Below are 17,954 nucleotides of genomic sequence, written 5' to 3'. Positions count from 1 at the left end.
TGAGACGACCGATTCCCAAATAGTCATCTTGTTTTTTCTTAGCCATAGGACTCTCCTTATTTTTTTCTTTAAGACGATCAGGAATGTCCAGCCTGATCTGTCAACTTTCCTATGGTCAATTGGACTAAACTTTAAATAATTATAAAAAACCGCCAAATATTTTTTAAAATCTGGCGGTTTTTTTTCTATAATCTTTTTTTAAAACTTTCTATTATTTAAAATTCATTTCAAAATCTGCCTGGAAATTAATTCCAAAATAGGTTTGTGATCCTTGACTGTTTCCCATACCATCTTCCATTTCATCGATAATGCCGACTTCTGGTGTGATAAACATAAATTTGTGCAGATATATCTTTGCCTGCAGATAACCTGTCATAGCTGTGTCAGGATTATCCAGATCGGCACGATCACCACTGAAATATCCTACTCCGCCAGTTAAATATTTCTTAGCAAGAAGTTGATAAGTCAGTTCCAAAAAGCCACCCATAACAGTTGCATTTTCAACTTCATTGTCTATCGATGTTGCACTGCTGATGACAGCAGGTGAAGCCATACCATAATCTTTCACATTCTGACCATAACTTACCTGAGTAAGAAGGGAAAGTTTATCTGCATTATATTTGAGAGATAATGCTATAGCATAAGCCAGAACCTGATCATCCAATCCACCAGTAAAATCCTTGTTATATTTAGACATGTTAATGCCAAAAGTAGGATGAAGCATAAGGTTGTTGAAGTTGAATCTATAACCAATATTTACCTTCGGAATCAAGGCACTTACAATCTCAGTTTTATCGATTGCTAAAGCGGTTGCTAAGTCTTTCGGATCAACTAAGCGCGGTTCCATGAAAATCAAGTACAGTTCGTTTTGGAAAGTAAATTTGATCATTGACTGGCGTGAGTCATACATTAATCCGTAACCCTGCATCAGATTTTCGGATCCATCGATTAATGGAGCAGCCTGAGCGGGAAGATCGAAAAAACCAGTGTATGTTTGTCCAACCAGGATCTTCAAGTAATTAAGATCATATTCTCCCCAGATTTGCCGCAATTTCACTCCGCTTCGAGAAAGGGAAAACTCGACTCTTCCTGTGTAATCATCACCCTTGAATTTTGCGCCAAATCTGCTGGTTCCCATCAGATGATTATCCAATAATAATCTGTCTTCGCTACCGGTAAAATCCTTGTTCTGTAAATTATACCAATAAGCCATTCTTGCACTGCCGTAGAAATCTGCAGCAGATAAAACAGTGATAGCCAATAAAGTTACAATAAATAAAATTATTTTCATTTTTCCTGCCTTAACCTGGTTTATAACTTACAATTATAAACCCCATTTTTTTAGGATTGAATCGTAGGTTCCATTACTTTTAATCTTATCCAAAGCAGTTTGCAATTTCTTAACAACAGCATCAGAAGTATTAAGATTTACAGCCATATAATAACCATCTTTTGTAAGGTCTTCCAGCTTGAATACGTTTTTAATAACGTCTTCGTGAGAATAACCGAGTTCTTTAACAGTATAGTAAGCTACTGCATCCGCCATGGGCCAGAGGTCCAATTCCTTATTCATAAGTTTTTTAAGATTCGCTGTATTACTTTCACCTACAACCAGTTCTTCTCCTAAAACAAAATCATGTGATTGAAAATAACTTTCTCTTGCATCACCCTGAGTAATGCCGATCTTATAATTTTTCAGATCTTTCAGTGATTGAAAATTAAATTCTCGGTTTTTTAAAGCAAATACCGAATAATTAGCTGGGGCAATTGGTCCTACCCATTTAAACAATTCTTCTCTGTTTTCCAGCCTACTGGTCGAAAATAGCACACTATTCTTTGTGCTTAATGCAAGATCATAAGATTCTTTCCAGGGTTTTACCTGAATTTCATAAGCGATGTCCGTTTCTGCTAAAACAGCCTGAACGATCTCAGTTGACAAACCTGTTACGTCTCCATCCTTGGTGAAATTAAAAGGTGGAAATTCTTCCGTTAAAAATAGCAGGTTTTGTTTGGCACACGATACAGTGATTAGCATAAAAAGGAATAAAACAACTTTGATTCCTATTTTCATCTTTTCTCCTTTCTTTTCCAATTATTTTTGGAAAATAATTTGTAACTCATACAATATTAATTATTAATTTCATCAATGAATTATGATGAAAAAAGTCTTCTATCATAATTAACTTACATTTATTTTCTTCGATCTGATAAAAATAAGCAGTAGATTTTGTACAATGATTTTTTTTGGGGAAAATCATTCAGAAAATAATTTTATCTAAAATCAATTAAAGGTGACAACTTATTTTAAATCGCTCAGGTTAGTTAACAGTATATTGCCTTTACAGAAGTCTCTCTTTTTTTCAGATACTTTTTTTGCACCAAACAATTTGACAGCAAATATAATCCTAAAGAATTGAATCAGAAAAGATTAATCGGGAGTTTATGATGTCTAAGAAATTTGAAGAGCAGAAACAACAATATGAAAAATCTGTGGAAAAAACCATAAGCAGATTCCCAGAGAGAAAAGATAGATTTGTAACAGCTTCCGATAAGGAAATTAAAAGACTTTATACACCAGAAGATACAGCTGAAATAAATTTTGATGAAACTATTGGATTTTCGGGAGTTTATCCTTACACACGTGGAGTTCAGCCGACTATGTATCGTGGCCGACTGTGGACAATGCGCCAATATGCTGGTTTTGGAACAGCACAGGAATCGAACGAAAGATATAAGTTTCTGCTGCAAAAAGGCCAAACCGGCCTCAGCATCGCTTTTGATCTGCCCACTCAGATGGGTTATGACAGCGATGACATGATCAGTGAAGGTGAAGTGGGAAAAGTTGGAGTAGCGATCGATTCTCTGATAGATATGGAAATATTGTTCGATGGCATTCCGCTGGATAAAGTTTCCACTTCCATGACGATCAACGCTCCCGCTGCTGTGCTGCTGGCAATGTACGTGGCTGTGGCAGAAAAACAAGGCGTGAGTGCCGATAAATTGCGGGGAACAATTCAGAATGATGTGCTGAAAGAATACATTGCCCGGGGAACTTACATTTTTCCTCCTAAACCATCCATGCGTCTTATTACGGATATTTTTGAATATTGCAGCAAGGAAGTTCCCAAGTGGAACACGATATCTATCAGCGGTTATCATATTCGGGAAGCGGGTTCCACAGCAGCACAGGAGATCGCCTTTACCCTGGCGGATGGAGTAGCTTATGTGAAAGCTGCTATCGAAAGCGGACTGCAGGTAGATGATTTTTCTCCCAGATTATCATTTTTCTTCAATGCACACAACGATCTGCTGGAAGAAGTTGCCAAATTCCGGGCTGCAAGATTTCTGTGGGCAAAGATCATGAAAGAACAATTTGGTGCAGAAAATCCAAAATCCATGATGCTGCGCTTTCACACTCAAACTGCCGGCAGCACACTTACTGCACAGCAACCTGATAATAATGTTGCCCGCGTAACGATCCAGACATTGGCAGCCGTTCTGGGAGGAACGCAATCCCTGCACACAAACAGTCGCGACGAAGCTTTAGCTCTGCCCACCGAAGATTCTGTTCAGATTGCTCTGCAGACTCAACAGATAATTGCCCACGAAAGTGGTGTTACAAATACGATCGACCCTTTAGCTGGTTCATATTTTGTAGAAACTCTTACAAAGAACTTGATGGATGAAGCTGGAGAAATGATCGAAAAGATCGAGAAAATAGGTGGAATGGTACGGGCAATAGAAAAAGGCTATCCGCAACAGCAAATTCAAAATAGTGCTTTCAACTATCAGCGCTCTATTGAAACTAAAGACAGGATCGTGGTTGGTGTGAATGAATTTAAAGTGGAAGAGACAAATAAACCAGAGCTTCTAAGGGTTGATCCAATCATTGGTGAAAATCAGAAAAAAAGATTAATTGAACTTAAAGAAAAACGAAGTAACGACGCTGTTCAAATCTGTTTGGCAGAAATCCGTAAAGCTGCAGAAGGTAATGAAAAATTAATGCCGCTTATTGTGGACGCTGTAAGAGAATATGCAACTCTGGGCGAGATCTGTGGAGTGCTGCGGGAAGTTTTCGGCGAATACCAGGAAAGCGTGATCCTGTAACTCAAAGCTCCGGCTTTGAGAGATTATTTTTTACCTTGCAAACGTTTTTTGAACTTCCTGCTTTTCTTGACCTTCGCAATGGTTAAATTCACTGTAACTCGATCTGCCAGATCGAGAAAGAAGAAACAGGAGTTTTGTTGCTAAATTCATTCGTTCCCAAACCGGAGTTTAGGAGCGAGAAGAAATGTGTGGAGTTTAGGAACGAGAAATATGAAACAAATTTTGTAACTCAAAGCTCCGGCTTTGAGAGATTATTTCCTCATCACCTTAAGCATCATTAGATGGATCGTCACGCCGAGCAAGACAACCGCCAGCGCGATCCGGGCATAGAGATTATCGATCAAAATAAATGAGATTGTGATCGTGATCCAGAGAGCAGAGATCGAGATGATCTTCGTCCACAGAGTTACGGCATGATATTTGATGTAATTCTGCAGATATTTGCTGAAAATGGATTTATACATCAACCAGTCGTGCAGCTTTTTGGAACTTCTTACAAAGCAATATGAAGCGATCAATAAAAATGGCGTGGTTGGCAGCACCGGCAGAAAAATCCCGATCGTTCCTAAAACCAGAGCAGCAAGTCCGGCAATGCTCAATAAATAATTTTTTACGCTTATCTTTTTTTTCATTTCCTGGATACATCATTTTTTCTCTCACTTTTGGTCAAGACGTTTGCATTTTTTCTATTTTCAATGTAAATAATACTTGACATCATGTACATAATACCAGACATTGCTCTCGGGTTTTAAAATAAAATTGGAGGTGTTAAATGAAAATTAGAGGAAATAATCTGCTGTTTTTCATAATTGAATTTATGGCAGGAGTATTGGTCTTTTTTCTTACAAAAGCGTTTGGAGATGTTGGCTTGTGGGGTTTGGCTTTATTCTTTATTGGCTTGATCTTAACAAGAAATGTTCCAGATGAAAGAGAAATGATATTGATCTACAAAGTATCTGCTTTAGAGGGCTTTTTTCTGGGAGCAGTGATGGCAGTGATTTACTTCTATATTCCGGGTTATAACTGGTTTTATGGTTTCATTTCTTTTGCCTTGATCATTCGTGGAATTCTGGGAACAATTCATTTCTTGAAAGCGTAGTTGTTTTTGATAAAAAGCGGTTGACTCCATGTAAACAAAAATTTACGTTGCGCCGCCTGAAGTGCTTCAAGATGAAGCAGGAGGTAGATCTTGAAAGAATTGGCAAATAAACTGCGGGAACTGCGGTTTCTGAGTGGGGAAATGACCCAGCAGGAATTGGCAGAAAAAGTAGAAGTAACCCGTCAGACCATTCTTGCCATAGAAAAAGGAAAATTCAATCCTTCCGTCAAACTTGCCCTGCTGATAGCAGATGTCTTCCACAAAAATGTAGAAGAAATTTTTTTTCTGGAGGAAAAATGAATAAAACATATACTTTTCTGTCAATCGTTGGGTTAATCGGACTGATTTTTGTTGTTCTTTTCGGGATTAAAGGAATGTATAGTTTGAATCTTGGCTTTCTTACACCACTGTTCTTTAAACACAAAGCAGACGAGCGGGAAAAACAGCTGAGTTATAAAAATTACAGTCAGGTTTTGCTTCTGCTGCTGATAATTTTCGTGAATGTATATATTCTGAACAGTTTTGTAGAATTAGGACATTTTTTCGAGAAGAATTGGTTGGGATTACTTGTTAGCATGTTGTTTATATTATTGGGGTTGAATGGGTTACGATTATTAAAAAATGAATAGATTCGAGGAAAATTTATGAAATGTAGAGGAAAAATCGTCGAGAAGAAAACTTTTGGAAAAAACAAGGTGTGGCCCTGTGATGCAAAACTGGCAAAACATCAGATCTTTTGTCACAAATGCGGAACAGCCACAGATGCGCTTTCCACTGGTTTATCTTTTAAACAAAATCGCCAGCAGGCCTGGCAGAAATTCAAAGAAACAAAATCGCAATATTATCCGTTCGCAATTTTTATGATAATTGCAGTTTTCAGTTGGATATTTGCTTCTGTCATTTATGGAACGAGAAATTTCTTGTACAACAATTTAGCACTTCTATTTATCACACCTTTAGCTCTTATTCCATTTTCATTTGAAGAGGATTTTACCAAAGGACCTTTTACAATTGGCATGTATTTAAAACATCTAAAATATTATCCAAAATATTGGATATTCACACTACTGGGAATTATCTGGTTTATCTTTCTAAAAATTTTGTGTACAGGTGCATTCATAAATATTGCCACCGATCCAATATTGCATGAAGTGAGGTTTATTTTGGTCATTTATTCGATCGTTATTGCCATGCCGATTCCAATTATGATGATTCGCAGAAATATTAATCCGATAAAAGCGATAATAGTTGCCTACAAAGCAGGAAAAGAAACACGCTGGCAGCAGTTCTTTCTGCTTTTGTATTTATTCTTTATCAATCTTTTAGGATTGGCAGCTGTCGGTTTGGGATTGCTGGTCACAATTCCATTTAGTTATATTCTAATCGAAAGATATTACTTACGAATGGAAGAATACGAACTTTTCGAAACTGAAGGGAGGGGCTATCATGTTCAAGAAGAAAAATAAACCAATTCACCGAAAAAAGAATACGATCCAGGAATATGTTGAAGCGATTTTGTTCGCTTTCGTGGTTGCCTTCCTGATAAAAAATTATATTTTTCAAAACTTTAAAATACCTTCTTCCTCCATGGAAAAAACTATGCTGATCGGAGATTACCTGGTAGCTAATCGTTTGAAATATTTTTTCACCGATCCTCAACAGGGAGATATCGTTACTTTCCAATATCCAGCACAAGCTGAAGAACCTGGAATTCCTACTTATGACAACAAATTCAATCCACCTTTGGAACGAGAAGATTATGCACTTCTCATCAAACCGATATATTGGGATAAAGTGAATTTCAAATTTAAAATTCATGCCAAAAAGAATGTGGTAAAACGCGTGATAGGTGTGCCTGGAGATACGGTCGAAGTTATAGATAAACGAGTTTATGTGAACGGGGAAGAATATAAAACCGGTAAAGAACAATACATAGATTCACGCATTATTCCTCGTTATGCCGGTAAACTGGAATGGAACGGAAAATCGATGGGCAGCAAAGATAACTTCGGGCCGGTTACTGTTCCGAAAGGAAAATATTTCGTGATGGGCGATAACCGTGATGTGAGTGCTGATAGCAGATTCTGGGGCTTTCTGGACAAGCATGATATAAATGGAACTCCACTTTTCATCTTTTTCTCGCATGGACCTAAACCTTACAACGACATTCGAGATTACATGTTCCGACATGGAAAAGAAAAAAGCGAATTCCGCTGGAATAGAATGTTCAAACTTATTAGATAATGTAGAGATTATTTTTTGGGATCTGCCGGATATTAATTTATTCGGCAGTTTTTTTTTAACGCATCACCCCGAAAAATATTTATGTTTCAGTAATCAACAAAAACACAATAATTTCATTTTTTTTCAAGCCCATGAATTTTTAACCTGTGAAATCAATTCAATTTCGCTGGGTTATTCATGGGAAAAGCAAACAAAGCCTTTTATAGTAACCATTTCAATGGTTTTTTATTTGTGTAAACGATTGAAACCGTTGTCAGAAATATTTCTCGTATCAAGATTCCCACGAATGAATTCGTGGGCTATGCTGGATAAGGTTTTGGACAGGTAATATAGCAACAGTATCATTTATTAGAATAAATTAGGTTTATACCTTCCAAATTTTTTGGGGTGATGCATGGTTTTTTTTTAACTTGACTCGAAAAATATAGTGAAGCAAATTCAGTTTAAAAAGGAGGATTTATGAGAAAATGGATCTGTATATTTTTATTAGTTTTCCCGATTTTAATTTTTGCACAAAATTTACTTAATCAACCGGAAAGTGTAGAGTTCAACAATCACAGTAACAGTTGGCTGGTTTCGAACAAAGCTACAGGAGAAATAGTAGAAATCGATATGAATGGAGATCAAGCTTATTTTGCACAAGGATACGGTTCGATCCGTGGAATTACTGTTTACGAAGATGAGCTTTATACAGCTGGAGATAATGGTGTAGTAATTTTTGATCTTGATAACAGCTCTCTTCTGATGACTTTGCCGATTCCAGGTGCTAGTTTTATAAATGATATAATTTGCTATTCTGGTTATTGTTATGTTTCCGATCCCGGTTCTGGCAATATATTCAAAATTGACCTTTCCACACTAAATGCTGTGGTTTTCTCAAGTGCAGTTCCAACACCAAATGGACTCTGGATCGATGACGATAATTTACTGGTCTGCTCCTGGACATCAGGAGATGTTTACAGTCTCGATCTTGGAACAGCGCAAAGCAGTTTACTTAAGCAGACCGGACACACAGAATTGGATGGGATTACACAAGACAGCGAAGGGAATTATTATGTTTCTTCATGGGGAAGTGGGGCTGTAATAAAATATGATGATCAATTTAGTGGAAATGGAGAGATAGTGTCTTCCGGACATGCCGGTCCAGCCGATATATTTTATTTTGATGTATTCGATCAGATCGCGATTCCTGAGTTCAACTCCAATTCAATCGCTTTCCTCGATCTTACTTCCAATGATGGTGCTTTTTTTATGATTGAGAAACCAGAATTATATCAAAATTACCCAAATCCCTTCAATCCTTCAACTACAATCTCATTCAATGTAACACAAACGTCCTCGTTTGTAGCTCTGGAGATTTACAACATTCGCGGTCAAATAGTAAAAACTTTAGTTCCGAGCTCGTGTCATCCTGAGCTTGTCGAAGGACGAGGAACGATCATTAGTAATTCTGTCGTTTGGAACGGAACAGATGATTCTGGAAAACCGATTTCATCGGGGGTTTATTTCTATAGATTAAAAGCAGGTGAAGCAAGCTTAACAAAGAAAATGCTACTGTTGAGATGAAACAAAAACCTTCCAGGTTTTGCAAAACCTGGGAGGTTTAAAATCACCCAATCACCAAATCACCAAATCACCCAATCACCAAATCACCAAATCACCAAATCACCAAATCACCAAATCACCCAATCACCAAATCACCAAATCACCAAATCACCAAATCACCCAATCACCAAATCACCAAATCACCAAATCACCCAATCACCCAATCACCCAATCACCAAATCAATACAACTGTCTGAGTGCTTGCGCAATATTTAAAGAATTATCTCCAATATGTTCAAAGTGTTTCAGAAGATCAAGATAAACCAGTTCCGATTTAACATTGCTTCCGTGCTGTAAACGTCGCTGTGCAGACTTTTTCAAGCTGTCTCTTAATATGTTGATTTTACCTTCCAATTTAAATGCCATATCCAGAACTCTTCCTTCCATTTTTTCTGTCATATGTTTTTTGTAAATTCCCATGAATTGCAACAAAAGATCGGAAATATCATTGAATTCTTTCATAGCTTTTTCGTGAAGCTGGATCTTTTTCAGGTACTTTCTTTCAGTTAAGATCATCAATTTAAAGCAGCTGTCACCTATATTTTCCAATTCATTCACGATCCGCATCATGGCATTCACATTCATCACGTTGTGTTCACTCAGCTCTTCTTTGGAACATTCTACCAGAAATTTGGTGATCTCTTCCTGCATCTGATCTGTAAGTTCTTCCAATTTTTTTACTTCTTCTACTTTGTCTCCCAATTTTTTATCAGGATTATTGAAAACATGCAGGAATGTATCGAACATATCATAAGTTACTTCTGCCATCTTGATAAGTTCACTCTTTGCTTCCAGGATATTTATTTGAGCTGTATCCTGCAGCCCTCTAGAAATATATTCTAATTTATAAAGTGTGGATTTATCTCTATCTTTTGGTTTAACTAAACTAGCAATAAATTTGGAAAATGGCCTTACAAAAGGCAGGAATATCAAGGTATTGATTAAATTGAAACAAGTATGAAAAAGCGATAAATTAAGAGGTAGATTAGACTGCAATCCAGAATCCCAGGGAGCTAACTTTAGAACAAGCTGGGTAAAATATCTAAAAACTATCGCCATCCATAAAACACCAAAAATATTAAAGAAGAAATGAGCCCGAGCAGTTCTGCGAGCATTCACACTTGTTCCCAGAGAAGCCAGATATGCTGTAACAGTAGTTCCGATATTTTCTCCTAACACGATCGCAGCTGCAGTTTCAAAATTTATCCAACCCATGTATGCCATTGTTACCGTAATTGCCATCGCCGCACTGGATGACTGCACGAACACTGTCAGGATCGATCCCACGAAAACAAAAATAACAAAAGATAAAAAACCAAGATCAGTATAATTCTTCAGGAATTCCAGAACTTCAGGATTGCTTTTGATATCTGGAACAGATTCTTTCAAAAACATCAACCCTAAGAATAATAAACCAAAACCGATCAGGATCTCGCCAATATCTCTGCGCTTGCGAAATTTGGAGAAAATAAACGGCAAGCCAACTCCGATGATCGGAAGTGCAATGGCAGTTATCTTGAATTTGAAGCCAATAATAGAAACAATCCAGGTGGTTACTGTTGTTCCGATATTTGCTCCCATTATCACTCCCACAGCCTGAGTGAGAGAAAGTAAACCAGCATTCACAAAACTTACGACCATCACTGTAGTTGCCGAAGAAGATTGAATAAGTGCGGTAATAAGAAAACCTGTTAAAATTGCTACAAAACGATTTGCAGTCATGTAGTTCATTATGGTCTGCATCTTCTGACCAGCGACTTTTTGAATGCCGTCGCTCATCACACGCATTCCGTACAAAAATACACCAAGAGATCCCAATAAAGTAAAGATCGTTGCTATCATTCACATCCCCAAATTTATAAATTTTGAGAAAATTTTAAAACCAGAGATATGTTGTCAATAAACGAATTTTAAACAAAAAAAAAGGAAGTCCATAATCGAACTTCCTGAAAATACTTGCTGCAAATGCTTATTACTGGTCTTTTACTTCTTTTTGATAAAAATCTATTTCGGAAAGTGGCAGGATCACTGAAGTAGCAATATTGGTGAGATGAGCTGTAATTCTTTTATAATGACGACAAAGCAGTGTGTAGCAGACAGCTTTATTAGTTGATAATTTACTGTTCGCCAGATGTTCGATCAATTTGTCAGTTTTCTTAGCAATCTTTCTTTCATAATCAAAAGCATCGCTGGCTTTATTTTCATCAGAGCAAACAAAAGCTCGTATGGTGATTTGGAAAAGTTCAGAAATGTTCCGATCGATATCATTGAATAATTCTGCGTATTCTTTTTTGTCCATTGGCTCGGCAAAAAGTTCTGTTACTTCCAAAATGTTCTTGATATAATCTCCCAATCGTTCTGCATCTTTTACCACACTCATCAAAACCAGTGAAGTTGATAAATCTATTGTCGGTTGCAATGTCAGGTGTTCCATGATGCGGGTTCTTATATCTTTTTCCAAAACGTTTATTTTCTCATCAAGATCGTAAATGGAATCTTTCAAATCTTTTTTATCTTCTATCAGAAATAACTTCTCTATTACTTTTGTGTACATAGATTCTGCTGTTTCCAGCATTTTCTTAAAATCGCTTATAGTTTGGGAAAGGAAATCTTTTCCTTTTACGAATTGCATTAAATTTTTAAACATAAAAAACCTCCAGTTTATTTACATTTCTATAATTTTGAAATTGTGATCAAGATCACGGGAAGAATAAAAAACAATCCTACAACATATAGTAAAGCATAAATTCTATTTTTATCGGCAAGCTCTCCCAGAGATAAAGCCAGTTTTATCGGAATTTTACGGAATATTTTGATTGGATAAATGAAGACTACACCGATAAAATTGAATATGAAATGTACAAAAGCGATCGTTATTGCTGCTACATTTCCCGTAGCAAAAGATGCCAGAATTGCTGTTGCAGTAGTTCCAATATTTGCTCCCATTGTAACCGGGAAAGCAACTTCAATTGTGATGATGCCAGCTCCAATTAATGGAATTAATAATGAAGTTGTAATTGAGCTGGATTGTACGATAATGGTAAAAAACAAGCCTGCCAGAATTCCCCATTGAGCGTTCTTTTTCAGAACATTGTTCAAAGCAACCTCGGTAGTTTGAATAACCAGAGATTTCATGATCCTGACGATATAATACAAAGCCAGAAATAGAATGATGACAGAAATTGCTAATGTGAGGCTATATGCAAGTTTCGGTTGCAAAGCAAGTTCATCTACAAAGAAATGTTTGATCAGATTTATCAAAGGTTTGGTTACTGTTTTTATAGGACTGGTAAATTTTACTCCACCCACATTCACAAAAAGTGAAGATAATCCAACAGCCATCTTTTCTAGAAAGCCTGTTGCCAGATTCAGCGGGAACATGATAGCTACACAGATAAGATTGAAAAAATCATGAACTGTAGCTCCGGCAATTGCTCGTTTAAATTCTTCCTTCCTGGTAATGTGCCCCAGAGAAACTAAAGTGTTTGTAACTGTTGTTCCGATGTTTGCTCCCATCACGATTGGAATGGCGCACTCGATCGTGAGAACACCCGAAGCTACCATTCCTACAACGATTGATGTTGTAGTTGATGAGCTCTGAACCAGGCTTGTAGCCAGAATTCCTATAAACAAAGCGATAAAGGGATTGCTGGTGGAATTCAGCAAACTTTCGGCGAATTGTTTTCCGAATCCTTTGAAACTTGCAGACATCAAACCAATACTGACCAGGAAAAAATATACTAAAATCAGAACTAAAAGAAGTTTCAACCACGACGTGATCTTGTTTTTGGTCATAGATATCATTCTCTCCTTTAAAATTAATTTGGGGAATAGAAAGACTAATTTATTGCAGTATAGATAAATACAACTTAAACTGCCTACAAAATGAAAACATTCCCCATCAAAATTCTCATTTTACTAATTTTATGGAAGAAATGTTAAGATTGTATAAAGATTATTAATATTCCTTAAGAAATTGTTTCTTTTACTTTTTTTATGAATTCCAGAATTTTCTGCTCGATCTGATTCCTAATTTCAATTGTTCTATTAAGTTTTTCTATTTCAGTTCCTGTTAAAGAAGAAGGGTCTTCAAAACTCCAATGAAGTCGTTGTGAATTGCCGGGAAAGATAGGGCAGCGTTCACTTTGAGATTCATCACAAACTGTAATCACAAAATTGTATGCTCTGCCTTCTTTCAAAAATTCAAAAGCGCTGTTTGTTTCATTATTAGAAATATCAATTCCCATTTCCTGCATTGCTTTTATAGCCAGCAGATTTATTTTGCCAGGTTCCAAGCCGGCACTTTCTACTTTGAACAGGTCACCTGCATGATGTGTTAACAAAGCTTCTGCCATCTGGCTGCGAGCAGAGTTATGAACGCAAACGAATAAAACTTTTATCTTTTTCAAAATCTTCCTCCAGATTCAATATCTCCTAACAATTACCCTCTCGAATTGAGAGGGCATGGGAGAGACATGATTCTAATCTTAATTTGGGACAGAACTTATTCTGCCCGTTCACACTATTACTGAACTCATGCACGATTTATTTTACAATTGGAATGTTAAGAAAAAATAAAGTTGGAGTGTAAATCTTTTTTACCTGCGGAGCTATATTCTGTGCTATTTGCTTTTATTCTCAAAATCCTTAATAATTCTTTCCAGTTCTTCAGGTGGAATACTGGGACGACCTGTTTTATCTTCGGGATATTTTGCCAAAAGTGCTTTAATCTTTTTTCCTTCCAGGGAAGACATGTCGATGACTACCGGCTTTTCGATCTTGGTGGGAGGTGTGACGATCTTCAAGTGATTTCTGTTATCAACATAAAATTCCAGGGTGAAAGATTCGGGTTCATTCTCAGGATTTCGATAAAATACCCAAGCCTTATATATGGAATTATTCAATTCAATGTCATAATCTATAATTTTTTTTATATGGATTTTTTCCTGATAATTTGATAAGTCAACTTCCGAAAAATAATAATACATTTTGTGTAAGGAATCGTTTTCCAAATTTGTTTTTAATCTTTTCAAAAACTTGATGATCAGGTTATCAAGCTGAGGTGTAACGATTCTTTTTGTGCCAAAATATCCCAATCTTCTGTAGGTCTCGGCTTTTAGCTTTCTTTTGATCCGGGAAATTTTTTTTCTTAGCGCATCGTAAGATATTTCAATTATTTCCAGCATATTTTGCAGGTTCTGATTGCAATTGAAATATGTTAGGATTGTGTAAAACTCTTCATTGGTCAAAGTGTTGAAGGAATCTTTGAATGCTTCATTTAACTGATGGTTTGTTTCTGAGCTGGTCTGTTCCGAAATAATATCAATTAACTCGGTACGATATTTTGCTGTTTGCCTTTGTTCCCTACCTACAGTATCAAAATACTTTTTACAATATATTTTGGAAGTGTTTAAAATCCATTTTTTGGGGTCAGAATTCTGATTGAATGAAAGCAGAAATAAACTGATAGTCTGGGAAGAAATATCTCTGGCGATATCAAGATTACCAGTTTTATACAAAGCGTAATCAAACGCCACTTTCTGAAAATTTTCTAATTCTTTATCCGAAAATTTCTCCATTTCTTTTTCCATAAGATCGATAGATTTTTCCATACACATCTTGGTCAAGAGTAATTTTTTATCATTTTTTTTTCACTTTTTTAAAAAAAAATCGAGTGGTGGCGTCACAATTTGCCCTGAACACGGATATGTATATAGAGAGGTGAAAAAAGGAAAGTATGAAAATGTTTTTTTAATAATTAGGAAAACAGAATCTGAATAAGAACACTAACTTCAAATTTACTTGACAATTGCCACTTATCTCAGCGTTTCATGATAAGTGGTGATAATTTATGAAACTACTTGTTTTCTCCACCCGGGAAACAGGGAAAAACGGATAGGGAGAAATTTCGAATGGAGATTCAAAATGAATAAAACTATATTTCTTATAGTTATATCTGCATTATTGACATCGAAATTATTTCCCAAAACAGTGATTATTGAACCAATCAGTAGTTTTGCAAAAACTCAAACATATGGTGCTGACAATTATTCCATAGAAATTTATAATAATAAACTATATTCTGTAAACACAAGAAGCTTGCAAGTGTTTGATATTAGTAATAATTTTCTTGAATTGATTAGTGATTTAGACTTAGATGGCCAAACAAGATCATTATCTTTATGCAACGAAAGTGCTTTTGTGTCTGCGGGTCCACCAATAAATCGACTTTATCAAATAAATATAAATAATCCTATAAACTTATCTTTAATTGATACTTTATCATATTTTGGTAGTTATGTCCATTTTATTGATAATAATAATTTATTTGTTCATGAGTGGGATTATGATTATAATAGCTGGAAAATAAACGTATATAATTGTAATTCAATGCAGCAAATTTCTCAATTTCTTGTTCCATTTAATACAAATGTTATGAGGAAAGCTGATGATGGAATTGGTATTATTAAAATAAATGATATGGCTTATTTATATGATATCTCTAATCCCAATGATATTCAGCTAATAACGTCTGGAGTGATTGGAGAAACTTTTTTTCCAAATTATTCCCAGATACTTCAAGATTCAATTTTAGTTTATGGCGATGGTGTGGGTTTAAGATTTTATGATATTACAAATAATTGGCAACTAATAAATAGTTTGGATTATCCTATTATCAATTTTGCTGTCGAAGATAATCATTTAGTAATACACAACGATGGTGTTCTTGAATTATATGACATATCGAATTTATATTCAATTATTTTATCTGATTCAATTTCATTTGGTTACTTTGATGGTGTACAGTGCGTTAAATTATTTAATGATATTTTGTATTATACAACTGACATGGGTTGTTTAGAAATGTACCAGATTTCAAATAATGAATTTATCCATTTAGATTCGTATTATTCTTTTGGTGGTCTTGAAGCAGCATATTATTATGATGATTATCTAGCGATTTCGACCACATTAAATGGACTAACATCTTGGGATATTTCCAATTTGTTAAATCCTATTCAAATGCAGAGCTATTATGAAAATCTTTATCCTGGTGAAAACTTGAATGGAGAGAATAACATTTTTAATTATAAATGCTATGATATAGAGCAAATGTTAATACATTACAAATCAATGGAAATGAACGAATCAGGTTCTATCAGCGAAATAGCTGAATTAACAACTATTGACAATGGCGGTTCAATCTATTTTAAGCAAAATGTCGGTTATTTTAAAGTACATAATGAATTTTTATATAAATATGAATTAGTTGATAATGATTTAATTGAAGTTGCATCAATTTCTTTACCCCAAGCAGACTGGGGTGAGATTTATTTCTACAATAATATTGCATATATTTTATCAGCTTTTAAATTATCAATCATTAGTAATATAAATAGTAATGATAATATTACGCTTTATGATCAAATTGATATTAGTATCTTCGGTCCTAACTCTTTGGATTTTTTTGAAAGCTATATGATTATCAGTGAACAAACAGAAAGCAATATTTGTTATTTTTTCAATATTACTGATCCTTTGAATCCTGATTTAGAAACATCGATTGATAATAGCGGTTTAATAGCAATTGATCATGATAACGAGTTAATGTTCTTGGGTAATTCGAGTATTGTAATTTATGATTTAGGCACTATTAACACTGGAATTATTCCAGAAATAAAATCAATGGTTAATTGGAACTATTGCGAGCAAATTATACCCTTTCAGAAAAATGACGTTTTTTATTTGTTATATTTAGATCATACAGGTTGTTCAGTGTACGAATATGAGTGTATTCCTACTGAAGCAACCCATGATTTTTTAACAATATCTCCAACTCTTTCGAATTACCCTAATCCATTTAATCCCAGCACAGAAATCAGATTTCAGATTTCAGGGGTCAGACAATTTGAAAATACGGAGATCTCGATTTATAATTTAAAAGGTCAGAAAGTAAAAACATTTTCAAATCTCCAAATCACCCAATCAGCAAATCAACAAATAGTTTGGGACGGCACCGACCGAAACAACCAACCAGTCAGCAGCGGAGTTTATTTCTATCAGCTAAAAAACAATGGAAAAGCAGTGGCACAGAAGAAGTGTCTTTTGATTAAATAACTAACTCCTTCTTTCTTTTTAACTTTCAAACTAATCTAACATCTCTTTACACGCATTCGTCTAAAAAATATTTTTTTTTCAGCAACTAACAAACAAAAACCATAATTTCATTTATTACAATGACTTAGACTCATACTAACCAGATTTTTCGGGAGATGCCTGTAATTTTTTTTTCACTTTTTTAAAAAAAAATCGAGTGGTGGCGTCACAATTTGCCCTGAACACGGATATGTATATAGAGAAGTGAAAAAAAATTAAGGAGTGAAAGATGAAAAATTTTATTTTGCTGTTAGTAATTTTGGGTTGTTTTTTTACATTAAATTCCATCACTTTAGCCGATTTGGATTTTGATGAGCAAATTGTAGTAAAAGATTTTGTGATTGGTTTGGATGATGACATTACGGAAGCAAACGTAGAAATGCTGGAAGGAAGCGAATACAATGTGATTTATGAAGATAGTGGATATATCATCATCGAAAAAGACGGCTACTATTACATAGTTCCCAAGGAGTAATCATGAAAAAAATCTATGAAGACAGCCATTATTACATCATCCAGATAGATGATAAAATCTACGTTTATAAAAAGTAAGAAATATCTGATTGAAGAAAAATAAACTCATAAAGGAACAGAAAATAAATGGCTAGTGTCATGTCAAGCTTGACAAGTCGCAAGGGATGAGAATAATTGTCTCACAAAAGTGAGGTGATTATGATAAAGTACAGAGTGACGCTAAGCAAGGCAGAACATGAAGAACTTGAGACTATTGTTAGTAAAGGCA

The 17,954-nt window shown here is 35.3% G+C and carries 17 protein-coding genes; 9 read left to right on the top strand and 8 right to left on the bottom strand.

Translation table 11 applies throughout. From position 1 onward, the window contains the following. Positions 1-211: 211 nt before the first annotated feature. On the bottom strand, positions 212-1,291 hold the full coding sequence (locus tag K9N40_09800; GenBank protein ID MCF7814760.1) for a hypothetical protein: 1,080 nt from the start codon (positions 1,289-1,291) through the stop codon (positions 212-214). A gap of 33 nt (positions 1,292-1,324) precedes the next feature. Next, positions 1,325-2,071, bottom strand: coding sequence for a transporter substrate-binding domain-containing protein (locus K9N40_09795; GenBank protein ID MCF7814759.1), 747 nt, complete (start codon positions 2,069-2,071; stop codon positions 1,325-1,327). 374 nt (positions 2,072-2,445) lie between these two features. Here K9N40_09795 and K9N40_09790 point away from each other — a divergent pair, with 374 nt between their 5' ends. Continuing rightward, positions 2,446-4,107, top strand: a complete 1,662-nt coding sequence (locus K9N40_09790) for a methylmalonyl-CoA mutase family protein (protein ID MCF7814758.1) — start codon at positions 2,446-2,448, stop codon at positions 4,105-4,107. Positions 4,108-4,358: 251 nt separating this feature from the next. Here K9N40_09790 and K9N40_09785 read toward each other — a convergent pair whose 3' ends face one another. Next, entirely contained in the window at positions 4,359-4,739 is a 381-nt protein-coding gene (locus K9N40_09785) for a YbaN family protein (GenBank protein MCF7814757.1), read from the bottom strand. 140 nt (positions 4,740-4,879) lie between these two features. Here K9N40_09785 and K9N40_09780 point away from each other — a divergent pair, with 140 nt between their 5' ends. From K9N40_09780 to K9N40_09755, 6 genes are all read left to right on the top strand, one after another. Further along, positions 4,880-5,206: a hypothetical protein gene (locus K9N40_09780; protein MCF7814756.1), complete on the top strand. Its 327-nt coding sequence runs from the start codon at positions 4,880-4,882 to the stop codon at positions 5,204-5,206. 141 nt (positions 5,207-5,347) lie between these two features. Beyond that, the gene (locus K9N40_09775) at positions 5,348-5,506 is read left to right on the top strand and encodes a helix-turn-helix transcriptional regulator (GenBank protein MCF7814755.1); all 159 of its coding nucleotides are present in this window, start codon (positions 5,348-5,350) and stop codon (positions 5,504-5,506) included. Beyond that, entirely contained in the window at positions 5,503-5,835 is a 333-nt protein-coding gene (locus K9N40_09770; GenBank protein ID MCF7814754.1) for a hypothetical protein, read from the top strand. Before K9N40_09775 ends, K9N40_09770 begins: the two co-directional genes overlap by 4 nt. 15 nt (positions 5,836-5,850) lie before the next feature. Beyond that, positions 5,851-6,672 (top strand): hypothetical protein, encoded by an 822-nt coding sequence (locus K9N40_09765; GenBank protein ID MCF7814753.1) that lies wholly within the window; start codon positions 5,851-5,853, stop codon positions 6,670-6,672. Then, entirely contained in the window at positions 6,653-7,450 is a 798-nt protein-coding gene (gene lepB / locus K9N40_09760; protein MCF7814752.1) for a signal peptidase I, read from the top strand. The genes K9N40_09765 and lepB overlap by 20 nt, the downstream gene beginning before the upstream one ends. 459 nt (positions 7,451-7,909) lie before the next feature. Next, entirely contained in the window at positions 7,910-9,016 is a 1,107-nt protein-coding gene (locus K9N40_09755; protein ID MCF7814751.1) for a hypothetical protein, read from the top strand. 219 nt (positions 9,017-9,235) lie between these two features. Here K9N40_09755 and K9N40_09750 read toward each other — a convergent pair whose 3' ends face one another. From K9N40_09750 to K9N40_09730, 5 genes are all read right to left on the bottom strand, one after another. Continuing rightward, positions 9,236-10,897 carry a Na/Pi cotransporter family protein gene (locus K9N40_09750; protein MCF7814750.1) on the bottom strand — a complete coding sequence of 554 codons (1,662 nt, stop codon included), beginning with the start codon at positions 10,895-10,897 and terminating at the stop codon, positions 9,236-9,238. Between the two features lie 130 nt (positions 10,898-11,027). Next, positions 11,028-11,702: a hypothetical protein gene (locus K9N40_09745; protein MCF7814749.1), complete on the bottom strand. Its 675-nt coding sequence runs from the start codon at positions 11,700-11,702 to the stop codon at positions 11,028-11,030. Positions 11,703-11,728: 26 nt separating this feature from the next. After that, positions 11,729-12,859, bottom strand: coding sequence for a Na/Pi symporter (locus tag K9N40_09740; GenBank protein MCF7814748.1), 1,131 nt, complete (start codon positions 12,857-12,859; stop codon positions 11,729-11,731). A gap of 164 nt (positions 12,860-13,023) precedes the next feature. Beyond that, positions 13,024-13,464 (bottom strand): arsenate reductase ArsC, encoded by a 441-nt coding sequence (locus K9N40_09735; protein MCF7814747.1) that lies wholly within the window; start codon positions 13,462-13,464, stop codon positions 13,024-13,026. A 213-nt stretch (positions 13,465-13,677) separates the two neighbouring features. Further along, complete coding sequence (locus K9N40_09730; GenBank protein MCF7814746.1) at positions 13,678-14,667, bottom strand: hypothetical protein; 990 nt, start codon at positions 14,665-14,667, stop codon at positions 13,678-13,680. Positions 14,668-14,980: 313 nt separating this feature from the next. Between K9N40_09730 and K9N40_09725 the strand changes: the two genes are divergently transcribed. Beyond that, the gene (locus K9N40_09725; GenBank protein ID MCF7814745.1) at positions 14,981-17,173 is read left to right on the top strand and encodes a gliding motility-associated C-terminal domain-containing protein; all 2,193 of its coding nucleotides are present in this window, start codon (positions 14,981-14,983) and stop codon (positions 17,171-17,173) included. Between the two features lie 268 nt (positions 17,174-17,441). Next, the gene (locus K9N40_09720) at positions 17,442-17,687 is read left to right on the top strand and encodes a hypothetical protein (GenBank protein MCF7814744.1); all 246 of its coding nucleotides are present in this window, start codon (positions 17,442-17,444) and stop codon (positions 17,685-17,687) included. The last annotated feature ends 267 nt before the right edge of the window (positions 17,688-17,954 follow it).

The sequence above is a fragment of the Candidatus Cloacimonadota bacterium genome (assembly GCA_021734245.1).
Classification (GTDB): Bacteria; Cloacimonadota; Cloacimonadia; order Cloacimonadales; family TCS61; genus B137-G9.
Note: the sequence above shows the minus strand (reverse complement) of the source record. Positions and strands in the feature narration are given on the sequence as shown.